Annotated in this window: 18 protein-coding genes; 6 read left to right on the top strand and 12 right to left on the bottom strand. The window is 43.3% G+C overall.

Annotated elements, in window-relative coordinates:
• Window positions 1-8 precede the first annotated feature (8 nt).
• Window positions 9-1,040, bottom strand: a complete 1,032-nt coding sequence (gene argC, locus KNQ05_RS11570) for an N-acetyl-gamma-glutamyl-phosphate reductase (RefSeq protein WP_214805435.1) — start codon at window positions 1,038-1,040, stop codon at window positions 9-11.
• An 871-nt stretch (window positions 1,041-1,911) separates the two neighbouring features.
• On the opposite strand from argC, the gene nhaC reads away from it, so the two are divergent.
• Together nhaC and KNQ05_RS11560 are read left to right on the top strand one after the other, a co-directional pair.
• Window positions 1,912-3,285: a Na+/H+ antiporter NhaC gene (nhaC, locus tag KNQ05_RS11565; RefSeq protein ID WP_214766686.1), complete on the top strand. Its 1,374-nt coding sequence runs from the start codon at window positions 1,912-1,914 to the stop codon at window positions 3,283-3,285.
• 242 nt (window positions 3,286-3,527) lie between these two features.
• Window positions 3,528-3,737 (top strand): DUF3006 domain-containing protein, encoded by a 210-nt coding sequence (locus KNQ05_RS11560; protein ID WP_029332693.1) that lies wholly within the window; start codon window positions 3,528-3,530, stop codon window positions 3,735-3,737.
• Window positions 3,738-3,829: 92 nt separating this feature from the next.
• Here KNQ05_RS11560 and KNQ05_RS11555 read toward each other — a convergent pair whose 3' ends face one another.
• The 5 genes from KNQ05_RS11555 to nfsA all read right to left on the bottom strand — a co-directional run bounded on the left by KNQ05_RS11555 (window position 3,830) and on the right by nfsA (window position 8,004).
• The gene (locus KNQ05_RS11555; protein ID WP_088836365.1) at window positions 3,830-4,285 is read right to left on the bottom strand and encodes a hypothetical protein; all 456 of its coding nucleotides are present in this window, start codon (window positions 4,283-4,285) and stop codon (window positions 3,830-3,832) included.
• Window positions 4,286-4,289: 4 nt separating this feature from the next.
• On the bottom strand, window positions 4,290-4,835 hold the full coding sequence (locus tag KNQ05_RS11550; protein ID WP_088836364.1) for a TlpA family protein disulfide reductase: 546 nt from the start codon (window positions 4,833-4,835) through the stop codon (window positions 4,290-4,292).
• Between the two features lie 123 nt (window positions 4,836-4,958).
• Complete coding sequence (locus tag KNQ05_RS11545) at window positions 4,959-5,669, bottom strand: NAD(P)H-binding protein (protein WP_029332690.1); 711 nt, start codon at window positions 5,667-5,669, stop codon at window positions 4,959-4,961.
• Between the two features lie 337 nt (window positions 5,670-6,006).
• Window positions 6,007-7,242, bottom strand: a complete 1,236-nt coding sequence (locus tag KNQ05_RS11540; RefSeq protein WP_214805433.1) for an LCP family protein — start codon at window positions 7,240-7,242, stop codon at window positions 6,007-6,009.
• 15 nt (window positions 7,243-7,257) lie between these two features.
• A complete protein-coding gene (gene nfsA / locus KNQ05_RS11535) occupies window positions 7,258-8,004 on the bottom strand; it encodes an oxygen-insensitive NADPH nitroreductase (RefSeq protein ID WP_214805431.1) in 747 nt (248 codons plus the stop codon).
• A gap of 140 nt (window positions 8,005-8,144) precedes the next feature.
• On the opposite strand from nfsA, the gene KNQ05_RS11530 reads away from it, so the two are divergent.
• Complete coding sequence (locus KNQ05_RS11530) at window positions 8,145-9,056, top strand: hypothetical protein (protein WP_214805429.1); 912 nt, start codon at window positions 8,145-8,147, stop codon at window positions 9,054-9,056.
• A gap of 40 nt (window positions 9,057-9,096) precedes the next feature.
• On the opposite strand, the gene KNQ05_RS11525 is transcribed toward KNQ05_RS11530, so the two are convergent.
• Window positions 9,097-9,360 carry a hypothetical protein gene (locus KNQ05_RS11525; protein WP_029332686.1) on the bottom strand — a complete coding sequence of 88 codons (264 nt, stop codon included), beginning with the start codon at window positions 9,358-9,360 and terminating at the stop codon, window positions 9,097-9,099.
• Between the two features lie 127 nt (window positions 9,361-9,487).
• Between KNQ05_RS11525 and KNQ05_RS11520 the strand changes: the two genes are divergently transcribed.
• Complete coding sequence (locus tag KNQ05_RS11520) at window positions 9,488-10,336, top strand: GNAT family N-acetyltransferase (RefSeq protein WP_214805427.1); 849 nt, start codon at window positions 9,488-9,490, stop codon at window positions 10,334-10,336.
• Here KNQ05_RS11520 and KNQ05_RS11515 read toward each other — a convergent pair.
• The 4 genes from KNQ05_RS11515 to KNQ05_RS11500 form a co-directional block, all read right to left on the bottom strand.
• Complete coding sequence (locus KNQ05_RS11515) at window positions 10,294-11,244, bottom strand: hypothetical protein (RefSeq protein ID WP_251132504.1); 951 nt, start codon at window positions 11,242-11,244, stop codon at window positions 10,294-10,296. The two genes, KNQ05_RS11520 and KNQ05_RS11515, sit on opposite strands and share 43 nt — an antisense overlap.
• Before the next feature lie 114 nt (window positions 11,245-11,358).
• A complete protein-coding gene (locus KNQ05_RS11510) occupies window positions 11,359-11,718 on the bottom strand; it encodes a hypothetical protein (protein ID WP_088836360.1) in 360 nt (119 codons plus the stop codon).
• Between the two features lie 175 nt (window positions 11,719-11,893).
• Window positions 11,894-12,346, bottom strand: a complete 453-nt coding sequence (locus KNQ05_RS11505) for a GNAT family N-acetyltransferase (protein WP_088836359.1) — start codon at window positions 12,344-12,346, stop codon at window positions 11,894-11,896.
• 25 nt (window positions 12,347-12,371) lie between these two features.
• Window positions 12,372-12,887: a GNAT family N-acetyltransferase gene (locus KNQ05_RS11500; protein ID WP_214766692.1), complete on the bottom strand. Its 516-nt coding sequence runs from the start codon at window positions 12,885-12,887 to the stop codon at window positions 12,372-12,374.
• 299 nt (window positions 12,888-13,186) lie between these two features.
• On the opposite strand from KNQ05_RS11500, the gene murB reads away from it, so the two are divergent.
• Complete coding sequence (murB, locus tag KNQ05_RS11495) at window positions 13,187-14,098, top strand: UDP-N-acetylmuramate dehydrogenase (protein WP_088836357.1); 912 nt, start codon at window positions 13,187-13,189, stop codon at window positions 14,096-14,098.
• Between the two features lie 84 nt (window positions 14,099-14,182).
• Here murB and KNQ05_RS11490 read toward each other — a convergent pair whose 3' ends face one another.
• Window positions 14,183-15,406 (bottom strand): aminopeptidase, encoded by a 1,224-nt coding sequence (locus KNQ05_RS11490; protein ID WP_214766694.1) that lies wholly within the window; start codon window positions 15,404-15,406, stop codon window positions 14,183-14,185.
• Between the two features lie 98 nt (window positions 15,407-15,504).
• Here KNQ05_RS11490 and KNQ05_RS11485 point away from each other — a divergent pair, with 98 nt between their 5' ends.
• Window positions 15,505-15,924, top strand: coding sequence for a DUF1232 domain-containing protein (locus KNQ05_RS11485; RefSeq protein WP_029332678.1), 420 nt, complete (start codon window positions 15,505-15,507; stop codon window positions 15,922-15,924).
• Window positions 15,925-15,936: the final 12 nt, after the last annotated feature.

The raw sequence follows: 15,936 nt of genomic DNA, 5'->3' as shown, positions 1-15,936 counted from the left end.
TTCCTCCTTTAAATGAATAATGGTTGCTGGGTCAAACCGAGTGCTTCCTCATATCCGCACATCAAGTTCGCATTTTGAATCGCTTGCCCGACTGCACCCTTTTGCATGTTATCAATGACTGAAACGACTGTCAGATGTCCTGTTCTCGCGTCAGCGTATATCGTCAAATCACAGTAGTTACTGCCGACGACCGATTTAATTTCCGGATCATTTCCGTTAATTCGGACGAAGGGTTCGTTCTCGTAAAATGCATGGAGCCACTCACGCCATTGCGTTTCCGATTTATTGATGCGTGGAGTCAATGTCATCGTCGCCATGATTCCGCGATTGATTGGAATTAAATGTGTCGCGAACGAAACGATGGCGTCTTGCCCCGTCACGGTTTGAATGACCGATTCGATTTCGGGGATGTGCTGATGGCGATTCATCTTATACAGACGCATGTTTTCATTCGATCGCACATGATGTGTCTGTTCGCTAAAGGATTTCCCGGCTCCCGATAACCCTGAACTGGCATGAATGATAATCGGCACCGGCTCGATGACCTGTTCTTTTAAAAATGGTAGGAGACCCAGGAGTACGGCCGTCGCATAACACCCTGGATTGGCAATCAAACGACTCGTTTTTATCGCTTCACGGTTCCATTCTGATAGTCCGTATGTTGCTGTTGCTTGAATCATTGGCTCGACCGCTGGTTTTTCGTACCAATGTTCATATGATATTTGGTCGAGACGTAAATCGCCGCTCAAATCGATGACTTTCCCTTTCCAATCTCTCAGCTGCTCTAAGTACTTTTTTGAAATTCCGCTTGGAGTCGCCAAAAAAATGAGTTCCGTTCCAACCTCCTCTAAATGGGAAAGTGAGAACTCCTGTAAGAGGGAATAGTTTTTTTTATTCATGAATGTGTATATTTCCGTAATCGATTCAGTTGCCTTCGAATCACTCACGAGAGAGACGATTTCTAAATGGGGATGTTGCTCAATCATTCGTATCAATTCGACTGCTGTATATCCCGTCGCACCTATGATTGTACATTTCATGTCGGATACTCCTTCGTTAATAATGATAAACTGATTTAAACATATGTATATTTATACTGTCAAATGTATTTTTATTAATTTATAAACAAAAAAAGACTTTGACCGATGACACCTTTCAGTAAGATGTAACTGGTCAAAGTCTTTTTAGTTCATGTTTCTCATCTTTTTTCAGCACGTTGTGCGACGAGATGATCGATTCCAAAAACGCTTGCCCCCATCAAAGCAATAACAACAACAAAAATCGCTGTAAACATATGTATCCTCCTCTTGTTCACAAAATCGACATCACTACTTTCTTATTGTGCAAGATTTTTTATAAAAAAGAAAGCGTTTACGACAAAAAATCGTCACATTTTTTTGTATTCCTGGTTATATTTCTAAATAAAACTCAGGATGTAGACAAACTCTTATGAAAAGCAAAAATTCTACACGGAAATGCTGTCCGTTCACGCTTCCTTGCCTCACCTCGTCTTCAAAGCTGCCGGGGATCGCGGAAAGTTGCTTTCGCAATTTAAAGCGATTCAAGACCGAGCGCGCTCTAAAACGGCTGTACGGTTTGCCTTTCCCTGTGCTACGGCCTAAAAAGCGTCGCTTTTCCGTTGATTCCTACGGGAAAAAGTACGTTTTTAACACGACCTGCCAGATGTAGACAAGACCCTGCTTGTTGTCCGTAGGGTCAGCCTTGCCCTCGCCTGAGGAAAGCAACGAAAAAGGGAAAAGCTTTTTTCACCCCATGTTATTTTGTCTACATGCTGTAAAACTTTCTTAGTTGACGCAGTCAGGAATCTTCGATAAGATTGCATTTGTTCATTACTTTCACACATAAAAGCAAACAAGCATAAACGTAACAAAGATATAAGGAGGTGGAAGCATGCGCATGTCCTTTCGTGAATCCGCAGCTATCCTAGGAATTAGTATCATTATCTTATTGTCCGCATTATTCGGTGCACAGGCCGAACCACATCTCGCTATACTCGCCAGTCTTATTTTTGTTGTAGGGTATGCCGTGTATCGCCGCTTCCCTTTCAGTCAACTTGAAGAACATATGATTAACGGTATTCGAGAAGCGATTAAACCGATTTTAATCATGTTACTCGTCGGCATGACAATCGCCGTCTGGATGATGAGTGGTGCCGTTCCAACCTTGCTCCATTATGGCTTGTCGACATTATCTGCGACCTGGTTCGCGCCAACCGCTTTAATCATCGCGATGATCGTTTCGACCTTTACAGGCAGTTCATTTACTACAATTGGTACGGTCGGTGTCGCCTTGATGGGAATCGCCGTCGTCCTTGGTGTCAATCCCGCCCTTGCTGCAGGTGCAATCATCAGCGGTGCTTGTTTTGGAGATAAAATGTCTCCTTTATCGGATACGACGAATTTCGCACCAGGTATCGTCAACGTCTCTGTTTTTGATCATATTCGTTTTATGATGGGAACAACGATTCCTGCTATCGCGATCACATTTGTTCTCTTCCTTATTTTTGGACGAGGTGAAGGATCAATTGATTCAGAAGCGATTGGAGCAACACAACAAGCACTCGACAGCCTTTTCCGCTTATCTCCTTGGACATTGCTTTCTCCGCTTCTCGTGATGGTACTCGCTATTCGGAAGATGCCAGTCATTCCAACATTGATTGCAGGCGTTTTAAGCGGATTATTACTCACAGGTCTCGTTCAAGGAAATTGGAACATCGCGCAATGGATGTCTGTCATCCAAAATGGTCTCAAGCTCGAAACAACGAATGAAACGGTTGCGAGCATCATTAGTAAAGGTGGCATCCAATCAATGATGTGGTCCGTCTCCCTCGTCATGCTCGCGTTAGCGTTCGGCGGTGTTTTACGTGGTATCGGAGTCATCGATGTCATTATCGAAAAAACCGTTTCGAAACTGCAACGTGACGGGAGTATCATCTCGTCTGCTGCACTTGCTGCAATCGGCGTTAACTTCATGGCAGGTGAACAATACTTGTCTATTTTATTACCGGGACAAGCCTTCAAGAAAATTTTTGAAGAACGGTCAATTGACCCACGGTTTTTATCCCGTGCGCTTGAAGATGGCGGCACACTTGTTAATCCTTTGATTCCTTGGGGTGTATCCGGGGCATTCTTTGCCTCGACACTCGGTGTGCCCGTCACATCGTATGTGCCATTTGCCTTTTTCTTAATTTTATCTCCCCTCTTCACTTTCATCTTCGCCTTTACACGACCGACAAAAAAACAAGTCACGAAGAGTGTCGCGTGACGTAAATCTATTATCAGTAAGGCATACCATTCATAAGTCGAATGGTATGCCTCTTTTTTCTCACTTCTATATGTGAAAGAGGGATATTCAAGCGATTCTCGACTAATTTAGATAAATAAGTGTAAAGATAAAACGAAGTGGGAATATACCAAACATAAGATTAAAATTACAGAGAACTAGAGAGAGATACTGCAACCCTTTTAAAATGGTTGCCTTCGATGTAATTGTAGGAGGAGTCCAATATGATCAAACGTGGTACGCTTGAACGGCTTGATGGTAAATATGCTGTTCTTCTCTGGGAGAACGGTTCAAGTTTTATCCCTCGCCGCTATTTACCGACTGAGGCACGATTAGGTGACACAATACTTTTTGATGGTACAACGTATTCAATTGATGCATCGAGTACATCCCAATCGTCCTTTCAGACGTTTTCCTTTCGGCAAATGGGTTGATGATAATTAAAAAGCCATTTAGACAATGAATTGACTACTTGAGCGTCCTTGCCCACGTCAGTCTTTCCATCTTCTAAATGGCTTTTTCGCGTTTAATCATTCCTTACGTACAAGGATTGATGCCTACATTCGGGACACTTCGCTTGGTGCAAATCGTCAATCGAAATTCGATGTAGTACTGTCTCATCTCGTTCACAGCGATGAATCGGTTCGATGATAGCTGAAGGAATGAAGAGTGCACACCAAAAGCGTGTTGAAATCGTATCGCAACAGGGACACTGAAACAAATCGTATTGATGCGGGACCCACCCGCCTTCAATTGCATCGATATGTGCATGATAGTTCTTAATTAACATCGCCCGGTTTTGATCATCGATGTGCGCTCGGCTAATGAGTGGTTCCTGATAAGGCGGCACGAATAAAAAAGGCAATGCTGTTCTGTACTGTTCTAGTCCATAGGTTAGCATCGAAGGGAATTCCCCCCATTCCTCCCGCTGACCGATTTCAGCGACGATGTGATAAGAACAGTCGCGGCAGTGAATCTCCATTCCCTCATCCTCCCTTTTTCCCTACCATCTCTTTTAGCATACTTGATGTAACAGGACCAATGTGTTTTGCGACGATGACTCCATCCGTATCAATGACGTAAGTCGCCGGCATCGCGACTAATCGATAAGCATTTTCTGATTGGCCCTGCGTATCATAGAGCACCCCGTAATCAACAGGAGTCTCTTTCAGAAAATCGGCTACATCTGAAACCTTTCGTTCGGATGTCGTCACGTTGATGCCATAGACGGGCACGTCCACCGCTTTAGAAAAAGCGTTCAGTTCAGGTATTTCTTGTTTACATGGTGGACACCAGGTCGCCCAAAAATTGATTACGATCAATCGATTCGTCAAATCAGATAGTTCCACCATTTTTCCATCCTGTTCCAGCTTGAGATTTGGTGCCTTCATTCCAATCTCTAATCCGCCTTGCGCTTGTTGCGTCGCTTGAGTAAATTCTTTAATCTGTTGTGCTTTATAGGCGTCATAGCTTTTATATGCAATCCCACTAATCGCTAACCCGACAATCACGTATAGTAAATATTTTTTCAACTGCTGTCCACTCCCTCTTTCTATTAGTGTAGCAGAATCAGCCTCTGAATCTATGAAAAACGAGCATACCCTTCCATTTTCCCCGGAAGTGATATGCTCGTTTATATACATCCTTTTTTACTGTCAGTTATAGCGAGGAAGTTGTTGTTTAACCCGACGATTGTCTTTAATGCTTTCAAACGATTCGTCTCCACCAAGCGCTTCATTTAGTGACGTTTTTCCTTGTTTCACCTCTAAACGTCGATTGAAAAGTGCCCGATTATCGACCGATGCCGCCAAAATCGACGCGACATCAATTTCAGAAATCGTTGCATCTTTTACATCTTTTAAATCCTCATCGGCTTCGATTAGTCCAAGACCTTCTCCGTCAACGATGTTGACCGGACAAATGATTGTATACGTCAAACCACTATGCTCAATTTGCTCTTCTGCCGCATTTTTTGCGGCATAGAATGGATAGACTTCTTTTTTAAATTGATTTGGTCGATCAGCGCCATAGGCACTGAGGAGGACAAAATGACGGACACGTGCCTTTTTCGCAGCATCAATCGTTTTTAAAGCAACCGTTCGATCGAGCAACTCAATTTCAGTCGCTTCACCATCGACACCCGCGGTCGCTGCACAAATCACAGCATTTTGACCTGCCACCCCGAGATCAATGACCTTTTCAAGCTCAGTTTCAATGTCGACGTAATGTGCTTTGACACCGAGTTTTTCGAAGCGATCGACGAGATGCTTATGTCGAACGATGACAGTGACTTGATGACCTTTCGCAAGCGACTTGACGACGCGAGCTCCGATTGTACCTGATGCACCTACAACTAATACATTCATATGCTAGGTCCCTCCTCAATAAGCTAGTCACCTCTATTGAACTACTCATACTTATGCAGATAAGAGCTTCCTTCATCGCTTACTCCTGTTAAAAATATCAAAAAGCAATCAAGAATTCTCATCATCCCGACGATTAGGTGTTCGGATTTCGGTACGTCGTCTTTTAAGCCGCCTACTCAAAGATATGTTCATTCCGGCCAAAGAAGCATGAATATTGAAGATATGGACAGGTCTTCAGCTATGATATCTTCCGTTCTCAAAAGCGCAACTGCGTACATCAATTTATACCCGCAATAGGGAGAAGGAAACCTTTCAAAAAGGAACCTATTTTTTAATGTCAGTCATTCGCCAGTACACCGTAAAACGTCGTCTGTAATTTTTCTCTCAATTGTGTCAGGGCTTTTTCATCCGGGAAATCATAGAAAATGCCATTCAATCGATCACTGACAACGTCAATTTCAAGATATTCTCGCTCAGACATCAATGCCAGGGCTAAGCCTGCTGTCGCCATTTGACGGTAACTGATGTCTAAACTCATCTCCTCTTTCATATAAGCATGTGCTGATGAAATTTTAGTCCAGCCTGTCGGCTTCAACAGATGCGTCGCTACAGCTTGAATGACTTCTGACTGACGATTGGCTCGTGCCCCATCATTGTCTGTTTTTCGGTGACGAGAATAGGCAAGAGCCATCGCTCCATCCATATGGTATTCCTTTCCTTTTTGAAACGCATATTGATTCGCTTTTCCGCTAGCGTCTTGCTCCGAGAATGTTCCTGTCGAAACAAGATCAATCCCGCCGATTTGATCAACTAAACCAATGAAACTATCGAAAGAGATAACGATTTTGCTATCGATGTCTACATCAAGTAGTTCACTGACGGCGTTTTGCGTACACGATTCCCCACCGAACGCAAAAGCATGCGTGATTTTATCTTTTTTCCCATCCTCACAACTGATGGGTGTATACGTATCACGTGGAATCGACGTTAACTGAATCGTCCGTGATAACGGTACGAATTGCATGACGGATAGTGAATCAGACCGTGAACCTCGTAGCGATTCTCCGGGTCTTGCGTCGCTTCCGATCAATAAAAAGGTAAACGGCTGTGAGGCAAACAGGATAAAGCCAATCAATAGAACTAAGAGCAGCCCAAATATTTTTGTTTTGAAGCGACGTTTCTTTCTCTCAACAGGTTGTTTCTTTAAACCATCCTGCCTCGTCTCACGTGGTACCTTTTCTTCCAAACGTCCATTTTTACGTCGATTCGACCGTGTCCGCTCCGCCATAATCGTTCCGACTTGCTTGGCAGACCTTCTGACTACGGTGAAAAGTCGTCCTCCGATACCAGTCCGTGTTTTTTTCTGCGAGCCCCGGTGATTTTGTTGAACTGAACGCGACGTCAAAGTTGGTCCATCCTCGACGTATCGATGATTCTGCCGTTGTGAGGCGTCAATCCGCATTCGCTGGTCTGCTCGATGCTCAATTGGTGTATGTGTCGAAGTACGTCGCGTCTGCTCTTCTTCCTGTCGTTTTCGTTCTAGTCGAGAACGACCTGATTGAAACTCATCCATAATAGTACCTCCGTTTTAGTCTTGCGATAACTGCTTATCTTGTAAGAACTTACGTAGATACGTCCGTTTCGGTTCCTTCATCGAGGCAGCCATTTGATAGACCCATCCCTCAGTTCGTGCGCCATCCGTCCGCTCTCCATAATATGACGAGGTTTCTGCCTCATACTGTTCTAGCAACTCACGCATCTTGTTGTCATTAGTATACGTATTACGATGGAAGATTGCCTCCATCGGAAGACGGGGTTTTTTACCTGACTGTTGATCCGGCAAACCGACTGCAACACCAAATAACGGTACGACGTGACTTGGCAACTCAAGAAGTTCACTCACTTTTCGAGCGTCATTACGAAGTGAACCGATATAAACTGTCCCGTATCCTAATGATTCTGCTGCTACGACAAGGTTCTGTGCGGCAAGTCCTGCATCAACCGCTCCGACAATCAACGCTTCCGTCGTTTCGACTGTGTCAGCGACTGAGCCATTCGCAATCTCTGCTGCCAACATATGTTTATGGTAGTCGATACAGAAGACGAAGAAGTAGCTATTATCTGCTACATAACTTTGTCCACTCGCTACTTCTACGAGTTGCTGTTTTTTTTCTAAATCCTCAATTCCGACAATTGCGTAGGCTTGTTGATAAGAAGACGTCGAAGCAGCCTGGGCAGATTGGATTAATAGTTCAATCGTCTGTTCGTCGAGTTGATGTTCCTTAAATTTCCGGATCGAGCGGTGGTTTAATAAATGTTCAATCGTTTCATTCATCTGAATCTCTCCCTTAAATTAATCTTTCCCTTTAAAAATAGGCAATGATTGTGTAAAAGAGCAAATGAAAGATGTTCGTTTTATGAAAAAATCGGGAAATGAATAATGAAGTGCTGTGTTTTTGTCGAAGGAGGGCGATCATGAGAATTCGAAAATTACGTCTTTTACTGGAGCAATATGGCGATACTACCCTTCGCGACATTATCGTAGAGATCTATCGCCAACTTCCTAAACAAACAATTGAAGATAAAGAATTAGATTTGATGCTGTCGCAATTCGCAAAATATAAAGGTCTAAAAAAAGAACAAGAACAACCGACAATCGAACAAACCATCGAGCAAACTGAACAATTCATTCAACTCGCTTACGATGGTGAGTATTTAGAACCAAGTACAATCGTTTCCGTACGCGAACAAAAAAACTGGTACGTCACAGCAAAACGATTATTAAAACACCTGCGACATTATGTTGGTCGAAAGAACGGAACGCGTGTTGCTTTCGAAGAATTCTTTTTTTTACTGTCTTCCGCCGCTGGTGAAGAACCTCTTTTCCTGAGTAACGACCCCTTCCGACTGATTAAAGTCTCTCAAGTTGAGCTCTTCCAAGAACTCGTTGGTTACTACAAGCTCGACACATCCGATAATGCGTGGATGAAGCGCGCCATCTACACGGCGTTAAAGGTACCGATCGACGTCGACACAGAACGCAGTGACCTTTTCCTTGCCGTTCTCGAGCATTGTGAAACGCGACAAGAGCGTGAGTCTTACCTATCGTTATTGAACATGCATGCGAAAAAGCTTCAAATGAACGTTCGCATCGATGCAGACCAGCTCATCCTCTATCAAGAGATTCGCTTCGCAGAACTTCATGCCCTGATTGCTTTACGTGAACTAGAACGAGCCGAAACGATGCTTTTCACAGAATATATTCCTTATTTTTCACACCGTTCGACTCCATTTCGCTATTATCTCGACTTGCTGGAACAGGCGGGTCTAGATGAAGAACATGATCGGATTGAACGCGTTGGCCGAACCAAACATATTCATTTTTAAATACAAAAAAAGAGCTTCGGAAAGGTTTCCCGAGGCTCTTTCAATCTGATGTATTGACGATTCCAAGTCCTACAGTTGCAAGCAGTGCGATACAGGCAAATAAAAATGCCATGTCATTCGGTGAGTCAAAACCATCATATGTCGGTTCTTTTCGATCAATGATGAGTTCATCCATCGTTCCATAGCTTCCATACGTCACAGCTTCTCGGACGCTCGTTTCTTGTTTATCTAAATCTTGTGCTTGAACGGGATGGATACTACTTAAAAACAAAAAGAAGCAGACATAGATAAACTTTTTCCCCAATCTAATCCCTCCCCCGTTTCTACCAGATTACTTTTACCTTTTATGATAAAAACTATTATTTTCCTTTTATTGCTTATAGTATACTTAAGATATTGTTTCATCCTAATCAGAAAAGGAAGTGTAGCGTTTGAAAATTTTACGTTACGAGCAATTGTCGCACGGTCAACGTCGTCTCGTCCATCAGTTGTTACAAAAAAACCGCTTATCTCCTCCGTCCCTCTCATTCCAACCACCTGAAAAATATCAATGGGCTTTGATCAAGGGTGATGCCGTCTGCGCGACATTAGGATTTAACCAATTCGCCTCGTCCCTTCAAATCATCAATGCCGCTTACACGGACTTGATTGCTTTCCGCACTTTGGCGCATTTCGTCCATGATTACGCGCTCTCTCTACATCCTCATCAAATCGACGTTCAAATCATTCCACCACATGACTTCGGGTTGGTCTCGACTTGGAACACGCTCGGTTATACACTCTCCTCTGAACAATTTCGCTTCATCGGTCTCATCAATGATCATGCCGCATCACTTCAATTCAAGCCACTTACCCTCCGAAACCGCTCCTTGTTCTTAAATCTCAGAAACGAGTCGATTCAATCCTCACATTTTTTATTTAGCTATGACGTATCCCATATCGAATATTTGATTGAACAGGGGGCATTGCCGTACCTTGTCTACGATCAACAAACAATCGTCGGAACAATCATCATCCAAAAACAAAAGCAAACGATTCGTTTACTCGAAATTACGTGTATCCCTGAATTGAAGAATCAAGGATACGGGCGAAGAATTCTTGAGACCTTTCAAGCTAAATTAAAACGCACGACAGTTCGGACATTCGAGACGTATTGTTTTTCAACACATCAAGAAGCCCTTCGTTTATATGACCCCGATACATTCTGTGATATTCAACTCTTCTCACACTGGCATACTTACTCTAGAGAATCTTTACGTAACCGCTCAACGATTTCTTGATATTCCGCCAGGACGTAGGCATCCTCCACTTGTTTGAAATCAATATTTGCTCGGATCCTTAGCTGCTCCCCCATCTGATATAGACTGTCGATATAGTCATTTCCTAACGCACTCGCTTGACCTGGTTGGTGGTTATGAAAGGCTAACAGTGCATCTTCTAAAAGCAGTTGTTCCTTCTCCATTTTTAAAACTGCTTCAAGCAACTGTTCAAATACTTCTGTATGCCGACCGATCATCGCGTAAAAGAGTGGATAGTGTTTGGCATATTTAAAATCAACTTGATATTTTTTAGTCTCGACGATTGTCTGAATGCTTGACGGATTCGACCGCTTTAACTGCTCAACAAAACCGATTGTTGCCGGATGGTCTGTAAAAAATTCTAGGCTTCGTACGTCCATTTCGTCTTCTAAATCAAGCAACAAATAGAGATCAAGCATATTAATCACATGCGTTTCTAAAAAACGATCACTCCGTTGCAAGGATGTCGTGTAGTCTAAATCAAGACCAGCCTCTATCGCCAATTGAAAAAGTTCATGATTGATTGCACTGTATAGACCGACTGGAAATGCTAGCGGTTGACGGACAATTGAACGATGTCCATCAAGCTCTTTTAATTGATTGAGATCTACACCATGTTGTACCAACAAACGGAAAAAGAGCGTTCTATCTTGTATCGCCCCCAACTTAAGTAACAGACGATCGAGTTCAATGACTGGTTGGTTCGTATCAAGCGCTAGCGCCAAGTGCTCTGATGACTCTAAGTCAAAAGCTCGCTTCACGAAATTTAAAGCGACCCGTTCTTGTTCGGACAACTCAGCATTGTAATACTCAAAATCTTTTCGATTCAATTCTTTAAATGCACGCACTGCCTGACCAACTGCCTCATTTTTCACAAATCGTTTCATCATCGGTTTGCCCCCCTGAATACTGCTTCTCTTCGTAGTGTACGCAATATTATCTTTTCTTGAAAGCCAAAAAAATCCTGATGCCTTCCTCACAATAAGGAAATCCACCAGGATCTATCAATTCTCGCCTACTTTTAAAGGCATCGATCGAAAAATCTCATCTTGCTTTCCGACTTTTTCGACACTCGTTCCAATTGAACCGCTATATTCAATTGTCTGTTCCGGCTGAATGAACTCATAAGTAATGGCCGGTTCTCCACGCAATCGAACCTGGATTACCTGTCGATGTTGCAGGGAAAACGATGCCTTCACTTCTAAAAATGATGCTTCACTGATTCCATGATGTTTTTCAAGCATCGTCTTTAACTGCTTTTCTGAGTTCTGTTGGCTGCTTTGAAGCTCTGCGTAAGAAATTCCGACCGCAAAAGATAAAAGTCCAATCAGACTTAACGCGAGAATGACCAGTACTTTTTTCATAGACTGATTCACCTCCGAATGAAATTCGTTCTGCTCTCATCATCGGCTCACTCCGCTATTTTTTGAAGTATTTCTCGAAAATAAGCGTTTCCTCATGTCTACAACCATTGGGACGACAAGGGAGAGACGTCTTCCCAACCTAGATGAGAACTTTAGTTGCTAGGTAAAGGAACATTCAATACTCTTCTTTAAGCGATAAATGCATATCAAGGTGTGGAATTCCATCCTCCAAATACACATCAGATGTCTCTTCAAACCCAAACGATGCATAAAACTTTTTTAGATGGGCCTGGGCCTGCAAATAAATCCCTGTTTCTTCTTGTGTCCGGATGTGTTCGATTGCTTCATTCATCAAGCGACGTGCAATGCCGTGCGACCGAAAATCAGCGTGAACGGCGACACGACCAATCGCTACAGCACCTGATTGATTTTTAGGGAGTACTCGAAGGCAACCGATTAACTGCTGATCTGCATAGGCAAGTGCATGAATCGCCTCCTGATCACGATTATCGAGCTCTGAATAGGCACATTCCTGCTCAACGACAAAAATATCAGTTCTTAATTTTAATAACTGATAAAGCGTCAAGGCACCAAGCTGATTAAACCGAATAAATTCTGTATGATACATGAATTACACTCCTCTGCTTTAATGTTCAGCCTCTAAATAGACGGGTTAGTCTGCATGAATAGACGACGACCGGTATCCCTTTAAAGACCGTTTCTTTTTCCCAACCCAATCCGTTGGCGCGAGCCACCTTTTGAGAAGAATGATTTTCTGGATGAATGATTGAAATCAGACGATCGTTTCCACGTTCAAATGCCTCACGCATCAGACGTTTCGCTGCTTCACGCCCGTATCCGACTTTCCAGTGCTTCGGCTTTAACCAATATCCGACTTCAAGTTCTTCTACTCCGTCGACTTCTTGTAGGATGAGTCCTGCAAAACCGATTGGTTCCTCATCCTCTTTTTTTTCAATCAGCAAAAAGCCCGTCTGACGTTCATCTTCATACCGCTCGAATTGTTGATCGAACCATAAACGGGCCTCCGTCTCATCCAATGAAACACCACCGTTAATATACTGCATCACTAATTCATTTTGAACGAGTTCTTTATAAAAGTCGAAATCTTCCTGAGAAAAAGGTCGCATTCTCAAACGTTCGCTCTCCATATCGATTCCCCTCCTAATTTTCCGAACATCCTTCTATATACGTATTTATAATTCCCCCTTTTCTAACCGATTCATACCCTAAATCCTTATTTTGTCTTGTTCACCTTTCGAAATTCGGAATTCCAGATATATATTTTCATTACTAAGCGATGACAGTTTTCGGATAAACCTTGCATTTTTCGTGTCAACTCTGTATTTTGGGAACTATGTGCTAAACATCAATTACGTAATTAGTGTAAAATATATTTTGAGCGTACTTTCGCTGAATGGAATTCATAAAAAAAGGACTGAGAACTTATATGACTGAACAGTTGTTGACTGGGCTTTACGAGGGATTAAACGAAGACTCTGTATTAGTGAATGAACCGTTAAAATATCATACGTATACGAAAATGGGAGGAATTGCCGACCTTTTCATCATTCCTTCTTCTTACGAAGAAACAGCTTTTGCTGTTCGCTATGCTTATGAGAACGATCTCCCATTGACATTACTCGGTAATGGATCGAACCTCGTCGTACGTGATGGCGGGATTCGTGGCATCGTCTTATCATTTGAAAAATTAACGGATATTTCGGTCGAAGAACATGAGCTCGTCGCACAAAGCGGCGCGGCCATCATCCAAGCCTCACGCGTCGCTTATGATCATGCGTTGAGTGGTCTCGAGTTTGCCTGTGGAATCCCCGGCACAGTCGGTGGTGCTCTTATCATGAATGCTGGTGCGTATGGAGGGGAAGTCAAAGATTGTCTTCAGAGCGCGACGGTTTTAACACGCCAAGGTGAGCTGTTAAACATCACACGCGACGAACTCGAACTTGGATACCGGACAAGCTGTTTCGCTAAAAAAGAATATATCATTCTCGAAGGACGTTTTTCTTTGACGGAGGGGGATCCTGTTCTCATCAAGGAAGTCATGGACGATTTGACGAATAAGCGTGAAACGAAGCAACCCCTCGAATACCCTTCTTGCGGCAGTGTCTTTAAGCGCCCTGAAGGATATTTCGCCGGAAAGTTAATCCAGGACAGCGGACTTCAAGGGACACGAATTGGTGGAGCGGAAGTCTCACAAAAACATGCCGGTTTCATCGTCAATATCGAAAATGCAACGGCGACTGATTACATTTCGCTTATTCACCACGTTCAAGAAACGGTGCAGGATAAATTCGGGATTCTCCTCGAGACCGAAGTAAAAATCATCGGTGAAGAACTTTAATACGAATACTTTCCTTAAACACAAAAAAGTAACAGGAACGGATACCCGTTCCTGTTACTTTTTTAGCCTCCATTCGGCTCATCCTTAAATTGACCAGTTGCCGTTACGCATTAACGCTTCGCGTGTACCGTCTGCTAATTCGCCATCGATTGCCATATCTGCTGAGCCAATCATGAAATCAACATGCGTCATCGAATCATTCGCCCCTTGCTCGGCTAATTCTTCATTCGATAAACTTGGTCCATTCTCAAGGCACGTCGAGTAGGCACGACCAATCGCGAGGTGACATGAGGCATTCTCATCGAACAACGTATTATAGAACAAGATGCCCGAGTCAGAGATTGGTGAATGGTGCGGCACGAGTGCTACTTCTCCGAGATAACGTGCTCCTTCGTCGAGCGAAATCAACTCATCTAATGCCGCTTGACCCTGTTTCGCTTCTGCTTTGACGATTTTCCCATCTTCAAACCAAAGCGTAAAGCCATCAATCAAGTTTCCGCTGTAGCTGAGTGGCTTCGTACTCGAGACATGACCGTTGACTCCTGTCTTCTTCGGTAACGTAAAGACCTCCTCCGTCGGAAGGTTCGCGATGAAATCAACACCGTCCGCATTCGGTCCACCACCACCGAGCCATACATGACGCTCTGGTAACTCGATCGATAATTCCGTCCCTGGTGCCGAGTAATGAAGTGTTTTATATTTTTTCTCCGTCAAGAATGTCGCTTTCGTACGGAGATTGTGATCATGTTTCTCCCATGCAGCGACTGGATCTGCTTGATCGACACGAGTTGCCTTTAAAATCGCTTCCCATAGCTCTTCTACAGCGTTTTCCGAGTCCGGGAATACCTTAGCCGCCCAAGCATCTGAAGGTGCAGCAACGACACACCAGCTTACATTGTCGCTCATGACGAATTTACGCCAATTGGCTAGTGCAACTCCTGCTGCTTTATTCGCGCGCGCGATACGACTCGACTCGACTCCGTTTAAAAGATCTGGATCTTCACTGACGACAGATAAGAAGGCTGTCTTTTCATCAGCTAACTGATCGAACCGTGCTTTTAACCACTCTGGAAATGCGTCAAACGAATCTTCCGGTGCATCGAAATAACGGATTTTCGTCATTTCATCATCTGACCATTGCACGTAAACGTTCGATGCGCCTACTTCGTAAGCAACACGTGTAATTTCACGAACAAGTGGTGCATTTTCGATGCCAGCACGAATTTCTAGTTGCTGACCGGATTGCAAATTGATTCCTGTACGTACAGCGAGTGCTGCATACTTTTTGAGTTGTTCTTGAGTCGGCATTATGTAATCCCCTTTCGTCTCTTACTCTTATTTTCACGAAAGAGTTGCAATTTTGCAAGAAATAAGGTGAAACTAGGTGTAGAGAAGGAGTGTTGAACATGGAATTCGTACCAGGAGATTTTAAATCCGCTTACACATATTTCCACCGTCAGGCATTGGCGTTAGTCGGAGATCACAAAGCACAGGAAGATTTATTGATTCGAGGAGAAGTTGGCTTAGCACATTTAACAAAAGATATCGCTTCAGAAGAAGGGTCTGATATCGAACGTGAAGCAGAACTCGTGCTGTATTTCCAACTTAAACAGTTACTTGAGATGTTACGTGCCCTTTATCAAAAACGTTTTTCGATGAAGGAAGAACAAGAACAATTATTATTGACGGCTGTGCTCTATTTTACTTCCCCAGTTGATGCACTACCTGACGAAAATGTTCTCGGTCTGTTCGATGATGCTCAAATCGTCGAATCGATCTATGAAGAACTCGCAGCAGATGTCGATCGCTTCCAACATCTCGAATAAAGAAAAAGGTAA

The sequence above is a fragment of the Exiguobacterium sp. s125 genome (assembly GCF_018618605.1).
GTDB classification, from domain to species: domain Bacteria; phylum Bacillota; class Bacilli; order Exiguobacteriales; family Exiguobacteriaceae; genus Exiguobacterium_A; species Exiguobacterium_A oxidotolerans.
Note: the sequence above shows the minus strand (reverse complement) of the source record. Positions and strands in the feature narration are given on the sequence as shown.